Here is a 13252-nt window from a genome sequence, read left to right as displayed (position 1 = left end):
TCCCCGGCGGCGGCTCAGGCCCCGCCGGGCTCCGTCCCCCGCGTCCCCTGGGTCCCCTGCGTCGCGGGCGGCCCGGTCCATCGGACCTCGCCGCCCGGCAGTGCCTCACACGCCACACCCCCGGCGGTCAGCACGCTCCATGGCGCCAGTTGCGCGTGCGGTGGGACGGACAGCGCACCGCCCCCGGCGAAGCCCAGCTCGAGTCCGCCGGCCAGGGTGATCCGGGCGGAGTCGACGGTCCGCCCGACCAGCGCCAGTAGCGCGGTGCTCGGCTGGAAGGTCAGTGCCGGGAAGTAGTGCCCGACCTCCTCCGGCGCGGCGAACGACGGCGCCGCGAAGCGGAATTCGTGCGCCACCCGGACGGTCACCTCGCCGTCCAGCAGCAGGTTCAGCCGCCCGCCCCCGCTGACCGACTCCACCCGACGGCCGGCCAGCACCTCCGTGATCGCGTTCTGCATACCCCCAGTCTGTCCCAACCGGCCTGTCCCAACCGGCCTGTCCCAACCGATCTTGTCCCGACCGGGTCGCAGCCCAGGCACCTGCCCGCCCGCTATCCGGCAGCCCGGCCGCGCACCAGCTCGACCGGTCCGCCCGTCCCCTCCCGGGCGGCCAGCGCGCCGGCCGTACGGTCCCAGGACGGTCCGCTCAGCAGGGCCCGTGCCTCGGCCGGACCGCAGAGCCGCCACTCCACCAGCTCCGCCTCCTGCAGCACGATCGAGTCGAGCATCCCGTCGGTCACCGTGCCCCCGTCGTAGACGTACACCAGCACGGCGGTGTCCCGGCCAGTCGCCGGGTCCGCCCCGGGGTCGGCGGCCACTCCGGGCTGCCAGTCCAGTGCCAGCAGCGGCCCGGGTTCGACCTCCCACCCCAGCTCCTCGCGGATCTCCCGGCGGGCGCCCGCCCGGGGCGTCTCCCGGTCCGCCTCGACCCCGCCGCCCGGCAGCGTCCAGTACGGCTCCTGCCCGCGCGGCCCGTCCCACGGCCGCAGCCGCACCAGCAGTACCCGCCCGGCGGCGTCGGTGAACAGCGCCCGAGCCTTCGCCCGGATCCGCGGGCGGGTGGCGTAGTAGGTCTGCGGGTCGAGCGGCGGCTCGGGCCGCTGCTCGACCTCCGGGTGCAGTCCGGGGGCGGCGGCCAGGCCGAGGTACTCGGGTACCGGCCCGTCGGCGGGCAGCTCCCGCAGCGTGTGCCCGACCGGCCGGCTGTCCTCCAGCTCCAGGGGCCCGGCCGTGCGCGGTGCCCGTAGGCAGGCCGTCACCCGGCGGGACAGCAGGGGCGGTAGCGCCTGCCCCGCCCGTTCGGTGGTCAGCCACGTCCACCCGCCGACCTCGGCCGCGTCCGGCCGGATCGCCGCGGCCTGTCGCTCCGTCAAGGGCTCGGCCCAGTACAGGTACGCCACGATCGGCGGACGGCCGTGGTGGAGTACCCAGTCGATGCAGGCCAGCGGCCCCAGGCGGGGCGTGAAACCGAGTTCCTCGGCGATCTCGCGCAGCGCGGTGTCCCGGGGTGAGCGGTCCGTCGGCTCCCACCCGCCGCCGGGAATCGCCACCGGGTGCTTACGGTCGTACGGCAGCCGTACGACCAGCAGCCGCCCGTCCCGGTCCGGGAACAGCACCCCGGCTGCCGCCAGGATCCCCCGACCATCCGTGTCCGCGTTCGCCACCCCGACTCCCTCCGTCATGATCTCCCCGGTTACGACAACTCGGGCCACCTCCATGGTTCCCCCCGGGCCGCTGTGCCGATCACCGCCGGGCCGATCACCACGGGGCCCCGGCCCGTCCGCCCGCCGCCCGCCCGTCACCCCAGGGACGCCAGCGCCTGCGCCGTCGCCCGCGCCATCTGCTCGTCGTGCCGGCCGCTCGCGCCGCGCAGGCGGGCGGCGGTCTCGGCTGCGGCGAGCGTCAGCAGTCCGGGCAGCAGGTCGGTGCTGCGGGCGGCGACCCAGCGGGTGCCCTGGGTGGCCATCCACCACAGGTCGGCGGCCGGGCCCGGCGGGGGCTCGGCCGGTGCGGCGATGGGCGGCGGTCCGAGGGGGTGTCCGGCCTCGGCGAGGAGCTCGTGGAACCGGCGGGCGATCAGATGGTGGCCCTCGGCGCTGGGGTGCAGGCGGTCCACGCTCAGCAGGCGCCGCTCCTCCAGCCACGGCAGCTCGGCGAGGTGCAGGTGCACTGCCCGGTGGCGAGTGGTGAGGGCGTGCACCACGGTGTTGACGGCCCGCATCCGTCGGGCGAGCGGGCGGGCGAGCGGCGTCGGGAGGCGGAGCAGGGTGCCGGGGTCGGGCAGGCAGGCGGTCAGCAACACGGCGCCGTGTCCGGACAGTTCACCGAGTGTGGCGGCCAGCTCGAGCGTCGTGCGCCGGATGTCGAAGCCCGCCCGCAGGGTGTCGTTGCCGCCGACCAGCACGGCCGCCAGCTGGGGTCGCAGGATCAGCGCGGCCGGTAGTTGACGGCCTGTCAAGTCGGTGGTGAGCGCCCCGCTGTGGGCCAGATTGGTGAACTCGACGTCCCTGCCCTCGGGTGCCAGTGAGCGTGCCAGGACGGCGGCCCAGCCGCGCCACCCTTCGCCCACCGCGTCCCCGACCCCTTCCGTCAGCGAGTCCCCGAGCGCGACGAACCGCGCCAGCTCGCCCGCCGGTGACCGTTCTTCCGCCACCCGGTCAGGGCCGGTGCCGAGCATGCTCATCCCAACCCCCCCTCCATCATGCCGCCGTTCCGCACGCCGTGCGCCGCCAGGAACGCGGCCACCGCCGCGGGCCAGCCGTACCGCTCCGCCTGGGTCCGGGCGGCCGCCCGCCGTACGCTTTCCGGCCGGTCCAGCAACTGGCGTACCGCGGTGGCGAATCCGCCTCCGGTGTCGGTGGCCGCCACCCCGGCGAGCCCGACCAGTCCGGGCAGCGCGGAGGAGCGGCTCACCGCGACCGGTGTCCCGCAGGCCAGGGCCTCCATGGCGGCGAGCCCGAAGGTCTCCACCGGCCCGGGTGCGAGCACCACGTCCGCGCAGCCCAGCAGCCGGGCCAGTGCCGCGCGCCCGTTCAGGTGTCCGAGGAAGCGCACCGGGAGTCCCAGCCGCGCGGCCCGGTCCGCCAGGCGTCCCCGTAGCGGGCCGGTCCCGGCCACCGCCAGGACGGCGGGCACCCGTCGCGCCCGCAGCGCGGCCAGCGCCTCGACCGCCCGCTCGGGCCGCTTCTCTGCCGAGAGCCGCGAGCAGAGCACCAGCAGCACCTCCTGCGGCGCGGCGTACCGGGCCCGCTCGACCGCCCGTTCGGCCTGCGGCAGCGGCCGCATCGCCTCCAGATCCACTCCCAGCGGCGCCCGGGCCAGGTTCGGCGTGCCGATTCGCCGGAATTCCGCCGCCGCCCAGTCGGTGGTGCACACCACCGAGTCGTACCCACGGGCGGTCGCCGCGTTGAGCCGGTCGGCGGCCGCGCTCGCCAGCGGCCCGGGCACGCCCCAGGTGCGCAGCACCCCGGTGGCGCTCTCGTGCGACACCATCACCGAGCGCACCCCGTGCCGCCGCGCCCAGGCGCCGGTCCAGCGCAGCGTGGTGCGGTCGGACACCTCCAGTCGGTCGGGCGAGATCCGGGTCAGCTCGGCGGCCACCGCCCGGCGGTCGGTGAGCAGCCGGTAGCCGCCACTGGCCGGCAGCACCGGCCCCGGCAGGGTGACCACCAGGCCCTGTTCGGTCTCCTCCTCGGAGCGCCGCTCCCCGGGCACGATCAGCACCGGCCGGTGCCCGGCCGCCCGGTACCCGGCGCCCAGGTGCCGCAGTGCGGTGCGCAGCCCGCCGGAGACCGGGGTGACGAAGTTGGCCAGCCGTACGATCGTCAGCGCCTCGCCGTTCTGGGCGGAGCTCATGCCGGCAGCTCCTCCGGCATGGTGTCCGCAGCCGCCGAGTCCTGCGGGGCAGCCGAGTCCTTCGCCGCCGCTGACCTCTTCACGGCCGGTGCGACCGGCTCCGGCGCGAGGGACCCCGCCGGTACGCCCCGGTGCTCCGCCGGCGCCCCCCGGTGCTCCGCCGGCACTCCTTGGTGCTCCGCCGGCGCCCCCTGGTGCTCCGCCAGCACCTCGGTGTAGTGCCGCAGCAGCAGGTCCCCGACCGCCTCCCAGGTGCGCGCGGTCACTTCCGCCCGCCCCGCCTGCCCGTACGAGGCCCGCCGCGCCGGGTCGGCGGCCAGCTCGGTCACCGCCCGGGCCACCGCTGCGCCGTCCCGGGGCGGTACCAGCAGGCCGGTGCGGTGGTGCGCCACCAGGTCCAGCGGGCCTCCCGCCGCCGGGCCGATCACCGGTACCCCGCTCGCCATCGCTTCCTGGATGGTCTGACAGAAGGTCTCCAGCGGGCCGGTGTGCACGAACACGTCCAGCGTCGCGAAGCAGCGCGCCAGTTCCTCACCCGTCCGGCGGCCCAGGAACACCGCGCCGGGCATCGAGGCCTTCAGCCCGGGGGCGGACGGCCCGTCCCCGACGATCACCACCCGTACCCCGGGCAGCGCCGACGCCGCGGCCAGCAGGTCGACCCGCTTCTCCGGCGCCAGCCGTCCGACGTACCCGACCAGAACCTCCCCACCCGGCGCGAGCGCCCGGTGCAGCGCCTCGTCCCGGTGCCGGGGATGGAACCGCGCCGAGTCCACCCCGCGCGGCCACAGCTGCACCCGGGGTACCCCGTGCGCCGTGAGGTCCTGCGCGGCCGGGGTGGAGGGCGCCAGCGTACGGGCGGCCGCCCGGTGCACGGCCCGGATCCGCCGCCACGCGGCGGCCTCCCCGAGCCCCCGCCCGGCCCGGTAGGCGTGCGCGTACCCGGCGAGGTCCGTCTGGTACACGGCCACGGCGGGCACCCCGAGCCGCGCCGCCACCTGCCCCCCGCGCGCCCCGAGCACGAACGGACTGGCCAGGTGCACGATGTCCGGCCGGTGCCCCGCGACCGCCGCCGCCAGCTGTCGGCTCGGCAACGCGATCCGCACCTGCGGATACCCCGGCAGCGGCATCGACGGAATGCGCACCACGGGGATCTCCGCCGCCTCGGCACTCCCGAAGGACTCCGGCGGGCACTCCGCGCCCCGCGCCGGCGCGGGGGTGACGACAAGGGGCTGATGGCCCCGGCGGACCAGATGCTCGGCCGTCCGCAGCACGCTGTGGGCGACCCCGTTGACCTCGGGCGGGAAGGATTCGGTGACGATGACGACACGCATGCCAGTGTTCTGTCCGGGTCCGGCGTGCACCCGGCCAAAGGGATCTGTCGTACAAGCGAACGCGGGTCGGCGATTTGCACCGCCGACCCGCGTCCCCTGCTACTTGCTACTTGCTACCTGCCACCCGCTGCAGCCCCGGCCTCACATCGACCCGGCCGCCTCCTTGAGCTCCGCGTACGGGGCGAGCTTGCGGATCGACTCGATGCTTCGCAGGCAGTCGTCCTTGCTCTCCTCCGGGTCCCCGGTCACCACGACCGACCCGTTGCTCGCCTTGAGTCGGAACCGGTGCATCCCGCTCTCGTCCGTGTACAGCTCGAATCTACCCGCCATGCCGGTAACTGCCTTTCGCTCGGTTGACCCCCTGGCACCGCACCGTAGGCGCGACCTCGTCGCGCCGCCCGTCAGCCGCGCCGTTCGAGTGGGCGCGGAATCGACGGCGGGGCAGGGTGCAGGGGGGCGCAGCGGTGGGGCCGGGGGGGGGGGGGCGGGGCCCCCCCGGGGGGGCGGGGGGGGGGGGGCGCCCCCCGGGGGGGGCGGGGGGGCGGGGGGGGCCCCCCCCCCCCCCCCGGGGCGGAGCGGGGGCGGGTCAGCAGCCGTTGAGGATGCCGGTGAGCGCGGTCTTCTCGGCGCTGTCGACGCCGAGGCCGTAGTACTGCTTGACCTGCACCCAGGCGCGGGCGTAGGTGCAGCGGTAGGAGGCCTGGGGGAGCCACTCGGCGGGGTCGCGGTCGCCCTTGGGGCGGTTGCTGCCGGCGGAGACCAGGAGCAGTTGGGGGCGGGTGACGTCGTTGGCGAACGCCTGGCGCCTGGCGCCAGGCGGTGGTCCAGGACCAGGCGCCGGAGGCCCAGGCCTCGGCGAGCGGCACCGGCGTGTGGACGCGGCGGGGGCAATGGCGAACGCTCCATCATCTCATCGGATGAGCCGCTGAGTTGCGTGCGCAAGTGTGGCGACCCTGCCCGTCGCCTACGCGGGTGGACCGGGAAGAGAAATCCTCCTGGACATCGGACACGTGCCGGACAAGTCCATTGCCCGGTAAGGGCGTTCACCGCCGTTCCCGGGTTCAGCCGCGGCGTCGGCCCACCATCCAGACGTAGACCAGGATCCCCGCGAAGAGGAACAGGACGCCCTGGTAGACGGCGGCGTAGCCAGCGCCGGCAAGCAGCCAGAGGGAGAAGGCGAAGGCGCCGAGCCCGAGGACGGCGTCCCGGACGAGCCGGCCGTTGTCCACCTTGTCGGTGGCGCCGCGGACCAGCCAGTACAGCTGGGCGGCGGTGGAGAGCAGGTACGGGACGGTCGCGGTGAAGGTGGTGACCAGCACCAGGAGTTCGAAGGCGCCCTTCGCGCCGCTGGCGAAGTTGAGGACGGTCAGTGCCGAGGCCAGGGCGACGCTCACCACCACACCGAAGGTCGGCACACCGCGCCGCTCCTTTCCGAAGGCGGCCGGGAAGAGGCCGTCCTTGGCTGCCGCGTACGGGGCCTGGGCGGCCAGCAGGGTCCAGCCGTTGAGGGCGCCGGCCATCGAGACCAGCGCGGCGACGGCGATCGCCGTGCCGCCCCAGGAGCCGCCGAACATGGCGTCCACGGCATCCGAGAACGGCGCGGTGGAGTGGACGAGCCGCTCGTGCGCGACGCTGCCGAAGACCGCGAGCGTGCCCAGCAGGTAGACCACCGCCGCACCGGCGGTGCCGAGCACACTGGCCCGGCCGACGTTGCGCTCCGGGTCGCGGACGTTGCCCGCGCTCATCGCGGCCGACTCCACGCCCAGGTAGCTGAACAACAGGATCGCCGCGGCGGCGGTCATGCCGCCCGCCCAGCCCTGGCCGTTTCCGTCGAAGGGGCCGAGGTTCTTCGGGTCGAAGAAGAACAGGCCGCCTACCGAGACCAGCAGCAGCGGGATGAACTTCAGGACGGTGGAGACGAGTTGGACGGCCCCGACGTACCGGGTCCCGGCCAGGTTCGCCAGCGCGGGCAGCCACTGGAAGGCCAGTGCGGCCGTGATGCTGAACGCGGTGGAGTGGCCGACGGGCAGCAGCACGTCGAGGTAGCCGACGGCGGCCACGGCGAGCGCGGCGTTGCTGACCCAGGTGGTGATCCAGTACGACCAGGCGGACAGGAAGCCCGCGAAGTCCCCGAAGGCCTCGCGGGCGTAGACGTACGGCCCGCCGGTGCGCGGGGTGCGCCGTGCCAGCTGCCCGAAGACCAGTGCCAGCGCGATCGCGCCCACGGTGAGCACCGCGAAGGAGACCAGGCTGACGGTCCCGTACGGGGCCACGGCGGCCGGGATCATGAAGATGCCGCCGCCGATGATGTTGCCCATCACCAGGGCGGTCGCGGCCGCCGGCCCGAAGCGGCCGTTCTTCGAAGCGGTGGGGTCGACCGGGGCCGGGGTCTCCGGGCGGCTCTGTCGGGTCGCCTGCCGGGTCGCGGCGGGGCTGGTCTGCATGAGGGTGGTGCGCCTTTCGTGGTCCTGCCCGTGCTCCGGTGGCGCGTTCGGTGGAACGTGCGGAGTGTGCGGAGCGGCCGTTCATGCTCGGACCGGGCGGTACCTTGCACCAAATCGACGGGATTTGTTCAGTTTGCCGAGTGCCTCACCGCAAGACTTGCGGTCGCACGGCGGCCTGACGGGCACTCGTCCGGCGCGGTCCGTCCGCCCGCTCGACCTCCTGCTCGACCGTCTGCTCGACAGCCCGCTCGACCCCGCTCGCCCACCCGCCCGCCCGCACGCGCGAACGGCCCCCCGGTTCGTCCGGCAGGGGGAGTTGCGTCATCCGAATGCCTCAGTCGGGTTGCGATGAAGGCGGGTTCGTGCGCGTTCGTGTGCAAACCTGTGCCGGTGCCGCGGGCTGGCCGGGTGTGCTTGTGGCCGGCTCCGGGGCGCTTCTCCTTCCATGCCAGAGACCACCCAAAGGACATCTGATGTCGCTTCGTGGAAACGTCCGCAAGCTCGCCGTGATCGCCGCCGTGACGGGTGCCGCCGCCTTCGCCGCGCCGGTGCCGGCGATGGCCGGTTGGCACGCGTCGGACTCGTCGAGCTCGTCGACCTCGGCGAGCCTGGAGTCGGGTTCGGCCGGTGTCGGCCTGTTCGGCCCGCACGCCAAGTGGCTCAACGCTCACGAGCACACCGACGACAAGTGCACCGGCGACTGCTGATCGAGGACTGATCGACGGCTGAGCCCGGGAACCGCCGCGACGGTTCCCGGGCTCACCGCTGTCCTCTCACCGCTGTCCTCTCACTGCCGTCTGCTCACCGCTGTCTGCTCACCGCCGTCTGCGCACGGCTCACGGCTGTCTGGTCAGCCGAGCCTCCGGGACCAGGGCGGGCCGGGACAGCTGCCCCGGCCACCACATGTGCCGGTCGAGGTCCATGGTGAGCGCCGTGACCAGCACCGAGCGCACCACCAGGGTGTCGAGCAGCACGCCGAGGGCCACCGCGAAGCCGATCTCGGCGAAGCCCACGATCGGCAGGGTGCCGAGGACGGCGAAGGTGCTGGCCAGGATCAGGCCGGCCGAGGTGATCACCCCGCCGGTGGCGGACAGCCCGTTCAACGCCCCCTGCCGGGTGCCGTGCTGGGCGGACTCCTCGCGGACCCGGGTCGTCAGGAAGATGTTGTAGTCGATCCCCAGCGCGACCAGGAAGACGAAGACGAACAGCGGGAACGCGTTGTCCTGGCCCTGGAAGTGGAAGACGTTCGCGAAGAAGAACGCGCTGATCCCGAGCGCCGCCGCGTACGACAGCACCACGGTCGCGATCAGCACCAGCGGCGCCGTGACGGCCCGCAGCAGTACGGCCAGGATCAGCAGCACCACGCCGAGGATGAGCGGGATGATCGCCCGGTTGTCGTTCCCGGAGGCGCGTCCGGCGTCCAGGACGACGGCGGTGTTGCCGCCGACCTTGGCGTCCGCGTTCGGTACGGCGTGCACGGCGTCGCGCACCCGGTCGACGGTGTCCTTGGCGGCCTGGCTGTCCGGCGGGTCGGTGAGGGTGGCCTGGAACAGCGCCTGCCCGTCGTGGAGGACCGGCGGCGTGGTGGCCGCCACCCCGGTCGTGGTCCGGGCCGCTTCCCGGACGGCGGGGGCGCCGGCGCCGGTGGAGATGATGGTGAGCGGCGCGCCCGTCCCGCCGGGGAAGTGCTGCTGCAGCACCTGCTGGCCGACCACCGAATCCGGCTTGCCGGTGAAGGTCCCGGCGGTACTGAGGCCGTTGGCGTCGAGCGAGACCAGCCCGACGCAGCACGCCGCGAGCGCCAGCGCCGTCCCCACCCACACCTTGCGGGGCTGCCGGCCGATCCATCCCCCGATGTGCGCCCAGCGGCCGGTCCTGGTCGGCTCCGGCGTGCCGTACCCGGGCCGGACCGGCCAGAACACCCAGCGGCCGACGATCACCAGCAGCGCCGGCAGCAGGGTGAGCATGGCCACGAGGGCGACCAGGACGCCGATCGCGCAGACCGGGCCGAGGCCGCTGGTGGAGTTCATCTCGGCGATGAGCAGGCAGAGCATGGAGGCGATCACGGTCGCGGAGGAGGCCAGGATGGCGGGCCCGGCCCGGTGCAGGGCGAAGGCCATCGCCTCGTGCCGGTCCTGGTGGCGGCGCAGCTCCTCGCGGTAGCGGGCGGTGAGCAGCAGCGCGTAGTCCGTCCCGGCGCCGAGCACCAGGACGATCAGGATGCCGGCGCTCTGCGCGTTGACGGTCAGGCCGGCGTGCTTGGCGAGCAGGTAGATGAACGCCTCGGCGACGGTCAGCGCCACGGCCGCCGAGACCAGCGGCAGGATCCACAGCACCGGGCTGCGGTAGGTGAGCAGCAGCAGGATGATCACCACGCTGATGGTGGCGACGAGCAGTGAGCTGTCGATGCCCGCGAAGGCCTTGGCCTGGTCGGCGGCGACGCCACCGGGGCCGGTCACGTGGGTGGTCATGCCGTGGCTGCCGGCGGCGGCGGTCTGGCGCAGCTGGTCGACGGCGGGCTTCAGGTCGTTCCAGCCGTTGGTGCCGATGTCGATCGGCACGATGGTCTGCATCGCCTGCCCGTCGGCGGAGAGCACGGGGCCGATCACCGGTCCGACGACGTGCGGTACGGCGGCGAACTCGACGGCCTCACGAGTGGCCTCGGCCCGGTCGACGGGGGTGATGCCGCCGGTCCGCTGGTACACCACGACGGCCTGGGCGGTGTCCACCGGCTGGAAGGTGCGCTGCTCGTTCAGCACCCGGGTGGACTCGGCGTTGCCGGGCAGCCAGCTGGACGCCTGGTTGTCCTCGGCGCCCATGAGCTTGCCGGCCAGCGGGCCGACGGCCACCAGCAGCACCAGCCACAGGGCGAGCACCACCCATTTGCTGTGGCGTCCGCACGGCAGTGCGGCGAGTTTCCGGGTCGGAGACATGGACGACCCCCAGGAAGGCCGGCGGCAGGGACTCGGATCAGCCTCGCACCGCCCCCGGGATCCGGCAGCTCCAGTCGCGGCCATGTGGCGGTCACACGCGACCCCGCCGAGTGGCGGTCACACGCACGCGATCCGCGGCGTGGCGGTCACATGCGACGTGCCGCCCGCGCCCTCAGAGGCGGACCGCCGCCCGCTCCCGCAGCTCCTTCAGCACCGCGATGTCCAGCGCGTGCCCAGTGCCGTCCCCGCCGTGCTTGCGGTCCGGGGTCTCCACCAGCAGTGGCACGCCGGCCGTCTCCGGGTGCTCGAACAGCTCGCGGAACGGCTCCGCGCCGATCATCCCGGCGCCGATGTTGGCGTGCCGGTCCTTGCGGGCGCCGACCACGTCCTCGGAGTCATTGGCGTGGATCAGCCGCAGCCGGCCCGGACCGGCGGCGGAGGCCAGGGCGTCCAGCGCGGCCGTCACCCCACCGGGTACCGCCAGGTCGTGCCCGGCCGCGAAGGCGTGGCAGGTGTCCAGGCAAACTCCCACCTTCGGGTGACCGTCCAGCGCCGCCACGTACTCGGCCAGCTCCTCCAGCCGTGAGCAGAGCGAGCTGCCCTGCCCTGCGGTCGGCTCCAGCAGCAGCCACGGCGCGTCCTCGCCGAGCGCGTCGAGTTCGTCCAGCAGCGGCCGGACGTCCGCGCGGACCTGCGCCATCGCCTCGGCCCGGCGCGAGCCGCCGCCGGGCGCCGTGCCGACCGCCGAGCCGGTGTGCAGCACGACACCGAGTGCGCGGATGGAATGGCCCCGGCGCAGCGAGTGCCGCAGCGAGTCGGCCGAGCGCTCGCGGGTGGCCGGGTTGTCCGAGCCGAAGTTGATCAGGTACGGCGCGTGCACCCAGGCGGGGATGGACCCCTCGGCGCAGGCGACGCGGAACTCCTCGTCCTGCGCCGGGTTACCCGGGGGAGTGGCCCAGCCGCGCGGGTTGGCCACGAACACCTGCACCGTCTCGGCGCCGACCCGCCGCGCGTACGCCAGGCCCGTCCCGGCCAGCCCCCGAGCGGCCACCGGGACGTGGGCACCGATCGGGTTGCGGGCGGTGGCGACGGGCGGTACGAGCGCGGTGGTCATGGCCCCGAGCATGTCACGCGACCGGACGACGGTGTCGGGCAGGCCGGAACGGGCGCCCGACGGCAGGGCTTCCCGAGGCCTGGCGAAACGATCCTCTGTACTCCATCGAGTGAATTGTGCGCTGAAAGGACGGACCACGACGCCCCAACTCCGTCACGATCCGTGACCACATGGACTCCGCGCCCCCTGAGGAGGCAGCCGTGACCACCGCCGAACCCGCCGAGACCGTCGACCTGCGCGCCGACCACCTGATCCGCGACCCCTTCACCGCCTTTGCCGAGCTGCGCGAACGCGCTCCGCTGGCCCGCGCCACCATCCCCGGCGTGGACCCGTTCTGGATCGCCGTCCGCTACCAGGACGTCCGCACCGTGCTGTCGGACCCGCGCTTCGCCAACAACGTGAGCACCGTCGACCACCCGGCGGACCCGGCGGAAACGCCGGACCCGGCAAACGCGCAGGACCCGCAGGTCCCGGCCGACGCACTCACCCCCGCCCACCGCACCGAACAGGTCTGGCGCGCCCGCGGCATGCCGCCCGCGTGCGCCAAGTGCCTGCGCGCCGGCGTCTTCGACGCGGACGGCGCCCGGCACCGCCGGATGCGCGGCCTGGTGCACCCCGCCTTCACGGCCGGCGCGGTCGAGCGCCTGCGCCCCCGGATCGAACGGCTCGCCGAGGAGTACGCCCGGGCGCTGGCCGAGCACGCCGACCGGGACGGCGTGGTCGACCTGGTCGCGCACTTCGCCTACCCGCTGCCCGTCACGGTGATCTGCGAGCTGCTCGGCATCCCCGAGCCCGACCGTCCGCAGTGGCGCTGGAGCTCCTACCTCGGCCGGGGCGCCGGGCCGGGCCTGGACGAGGCGCTGCGCGCCATGGTGGCCGCCGCCCGCGAGCTGATCGAGCGCCGGCGCGCCGAACCGGCCGAGGGCCTGCTCTCCCGGCTGGCCGCCGCCGAGGGCGACACCGTCGACCCGGTCGAGACCGTCTCGCTGATCCTCAACCTGATCGTGGCCGGGCACGAGACCACCGCCACCCTGATCGGCAACGGTACGGCCGCCCTGCTCGGCCACCCCGAGCAGCTGGCACTGGTCCGCGCCGACCCGGGGCGGCTGCCCGCCGCCGTCGACGAGCTGATGCGCTGGTGCGGCCCGACCATCGGTGGGGTGCCGCGCTACGCGACGGAGGACCTCACCCTGGCCGGCACCCGGATCCGCAAGGGCGAGGCGGTGATGCCGATCCTCGCCGGGGCCAACCACGACCCGCGGGTCTACGCCGAGCCGGAACGCCTCGACATCTGCCGGGCGGACGCGCCGGACCACGACGGACAGCACGACGCGCACCTCGGCTTCGGCCACGGCACCCACCGCTGCCTGGGCGCGGCACTGGCGCACGAGGAGGCGGTGGTCGCCTTCGGCGCGCTGCTGCGCACGTACCCGCAGCTGGCCCTCGCGGTCGGACCGGAGGCCGTCGAGCGCGGCCCGAACCCGGCCGCCTGGCACCTCGCCGCCCTGCCCGTACGGCTCGGCCCGCAGGCCCCGGCCGAGGGCTGAGCGCACCCCGGAGCCGGAACACCCCGCGC

Annotated in this window: 10 protein-coding genes and 2 pseudogenes; 2 read left to right on the top strand and 10 right to left on the bottom strand. The window is 74.6% G+C overall.

Annotated features, from left to right (window positions below):
- Positions 1 to 14: 14 nt before the first annotated feature.
- From ACIBEC_RS36345 to ACIBEC_RS36310, 8 genes and pseudogenes are all read right to left on the bottom strand, one after another.
- Complete coding sequence (locus tag ACIBEC_RS36345) at positions 15 to 458, bottom strand: DUF6188 family protein (protein ID WP_360503272.1); 444 nt, start codon at positions 456 to 458, stop codon at positions 15 to 17.
- 92 nt (positions 459 to 550) lie between these two features.
- Positions 551 to 1681: an NUDIX hydrolase gene (locus ACIBEC_RS36340; RefSeq protein WP_360503275.1), complete on the bottom strand. Its 1131-nt coding sequence runs from the start codon at positions 1679 to 1681 to the stop codon at positions 551 to 553.
- A 116-nt stretch (positions 1682 to 1797) separates the two neighbouring features.
- On the bottom strand, positions 1798 to 2682 hold the full coding sequence (locus tag ACIBEC_RS36335; protein ID WP_360503278.1) for an SGNH/GDSL hydrolase family protein: 885 nt from the start codon (positions 2680 to 2682) through the stop codon (positions 1798 to 1800).
- A complete protein-coding gene (locus ACIBEC_RS36330; RefSeq protein ID WP_360503280.1) occupies positions 2679 to 3854 on the bottom strand; it encodes a glycosyltransferase in 1176 nt (391 codons plus the stop codon). The genes ACIBEC_RS36335 and ACIBEC_RS36330 overlap by 4 nt, the downstream gene beginning before the upstream one ends.
- A 179-nt stretch (positions 3855 to 4033) precedes the next feature.
- A pseudogene (locus tag ACIBEC_RS36325) lies at positions 4034 to 5185 on the bottom strand (glycosyltransferase family 4 protein); the annotation flags it as partial.
- Between the two features lie 141 nt (positions 5186 to 5326).
- Positions 5327 to 5515, bottom strand: a complete 189-nt coding sequence (locus ACIBEC_RS36320) for a DUF1508 domain-containing protein (protein WP_360503282.1) — start codon at positions 5513 to 5515, stop codon at positions 5327 to 5329.
- A 256-nt stretch (positions 5516 to 5771) separates the two neighbouring features.
- Positions 5772 to 6051, bottom strand: a pseudogene (locus ACIBEC_RS36315) (hypothetical protein); the annotation flags it as partial.
- Between the two features lie 195 nt (positions 6052 to 6246).
- The gene (locus ACIBEC_RS36310; protein WP_360503284.1) at positions 6247 to 7629 is read right to left on the bottom strand and encodes an amino acid permease; all 1383 of its coding nucleotides are present in this window, start codon (positions 7627 to 7629) and stop codon (positions 6247 to 6249) included.
- A gap of 473 nt (positions 7630 to 8102) precedes the next feature.
- Between ACIBEC_RS36310 and ACIBEC_RS36305 the strand changes: the two genes are divergently transcribed.
- Positions 8103 to 8336, top strand: coding sequence for a hypothetical protein (locus tag ACIBEC_RS36305; protein WP_360503287.1), 234 nt, complete (start codon positions 8103 to 8105; stop codon positions 8334 to 8336).
- A gap of 129 nt (positions 8337 to 8465) precedes the next feature.
- On the opposite strand, the gene ACIBEC_RS36300 is transcribed toward ACIBEC_RS36305, so the two are convergent.
- Positions 8466 to 10562, bottom strand: a complete 2097-nt coding sequence (locus tag ACIBEC_RS36300) for an MMPL family transporter (RefSeq protein WP_360503290.1) — start codon at positions 10560 to 10562, stop codon at positions 8466 to 8468.
- Between the two features lie 172 nt (positions 10563 to 10734).
- Positions 10735 to 11676, bottom strand: coding sequence for a deoxyribonuclease IV (locus tag ACIBEC_RS36295; RefSeq protein WP_360503291.1), 942 nt, complete (start codon positions 11674 to 11676; stop codon positions 10735 to 10737).
- Positions 11677 to 11876: 200 nt separating this feature from the next.
- Here ACIBEC_RS36295 and ACIBEC_RS36290 point away from each other — a divergent pair, with 200 nt between their 5' ends.
- Positions 11877 to 13223, top strand: coding sequence for a cytochrome P450 (locus tag ACIBEC_RS36290; protein WP_360503294.1), 1347 nt, complete (start codon positions 11877 to 11879; stop codon positions 13221 to 13223).
- Positions 13224 to 13252: the final 29 nt, after the last annotated feature.

Origin of the sequence: Kitasatospora sp. NPDC051164, from assembly GCF_044455625.1 — a bacterium.
Taxonomy (GTDB): Bacteria; Actinomycetota; Actinomycetes; order Streptomycetales; family Streptomycetaceae; genus Kitasatospora.
This window is presented reverse-complemented; position numbering and strand designations above follow the sequence as displayed.

Coding starts and splice junctions, on each gene's coding strand:
- ACIBEC_RS36340 (WP_360503275.1), bottom strand. CDS start 1,681: ATGACGGAGGGAGTCGGGGTGGCGAACGCGGACACGGATGGTCGGGGG.
- ACIBEC_RS36305 (WP_360503287.1), top strand. CDS start 8,103: ATGTCGCTTCGTGGAAACGTCCGCAAGCTCGCCGTGATCGCCGCCGTG.
- ACIBEC_RS36320 (WP_360503282.1), bottom strand. CDS start 5,515: ATGGCGGGTAGATTCGAGCTGTACACGGACGAGAGCGGGATGCACCGG.
- ACIBEC_RS36330 (WP_360503280.1), bottom strand. CDS start 3,854: ATGAGCTCCGCCCAGAACGGCGAGGCGCTGACGATCGTACGGCTGGCC.
- ACIBEC_RS36300 (WP_360503290.1), bottom strand. CDS start 10,562: ATGTCTCCGACCCGGAAACTCGCCGCACTGCCGTGCGGACGCCACAGC.
- ACIBEC_RS36335 (WP_360503278.1), bottom strand. CDS start 2,682: ATGAGCATGCTCGGCACCGGCCCTGACCGGGTGGCGGAAGAACGGTCA.
- ACIBEC_RS36295 (WP_360503291.1), bottom strand. CDS start 11,676: ATGACCACCGCGCTCGTACCGCCCGTCGCCACCGCCCGCAACCCGATC.
- ACIBEC_RS36345 (WP_360503272.1), bottom strand. CDS start 458: ATGCAGAACGCGATCACGGAGGTGCTGGCCGGCCGTCGGGTGGAGTCG.
- ACIBEC_RS36310 (WP_360503284.1), bottom strand. CDS start 7,629: ATGCAGACCAGCCCCGCCGCGACCCGGCAGGCGACCCGACAGAGCCGC.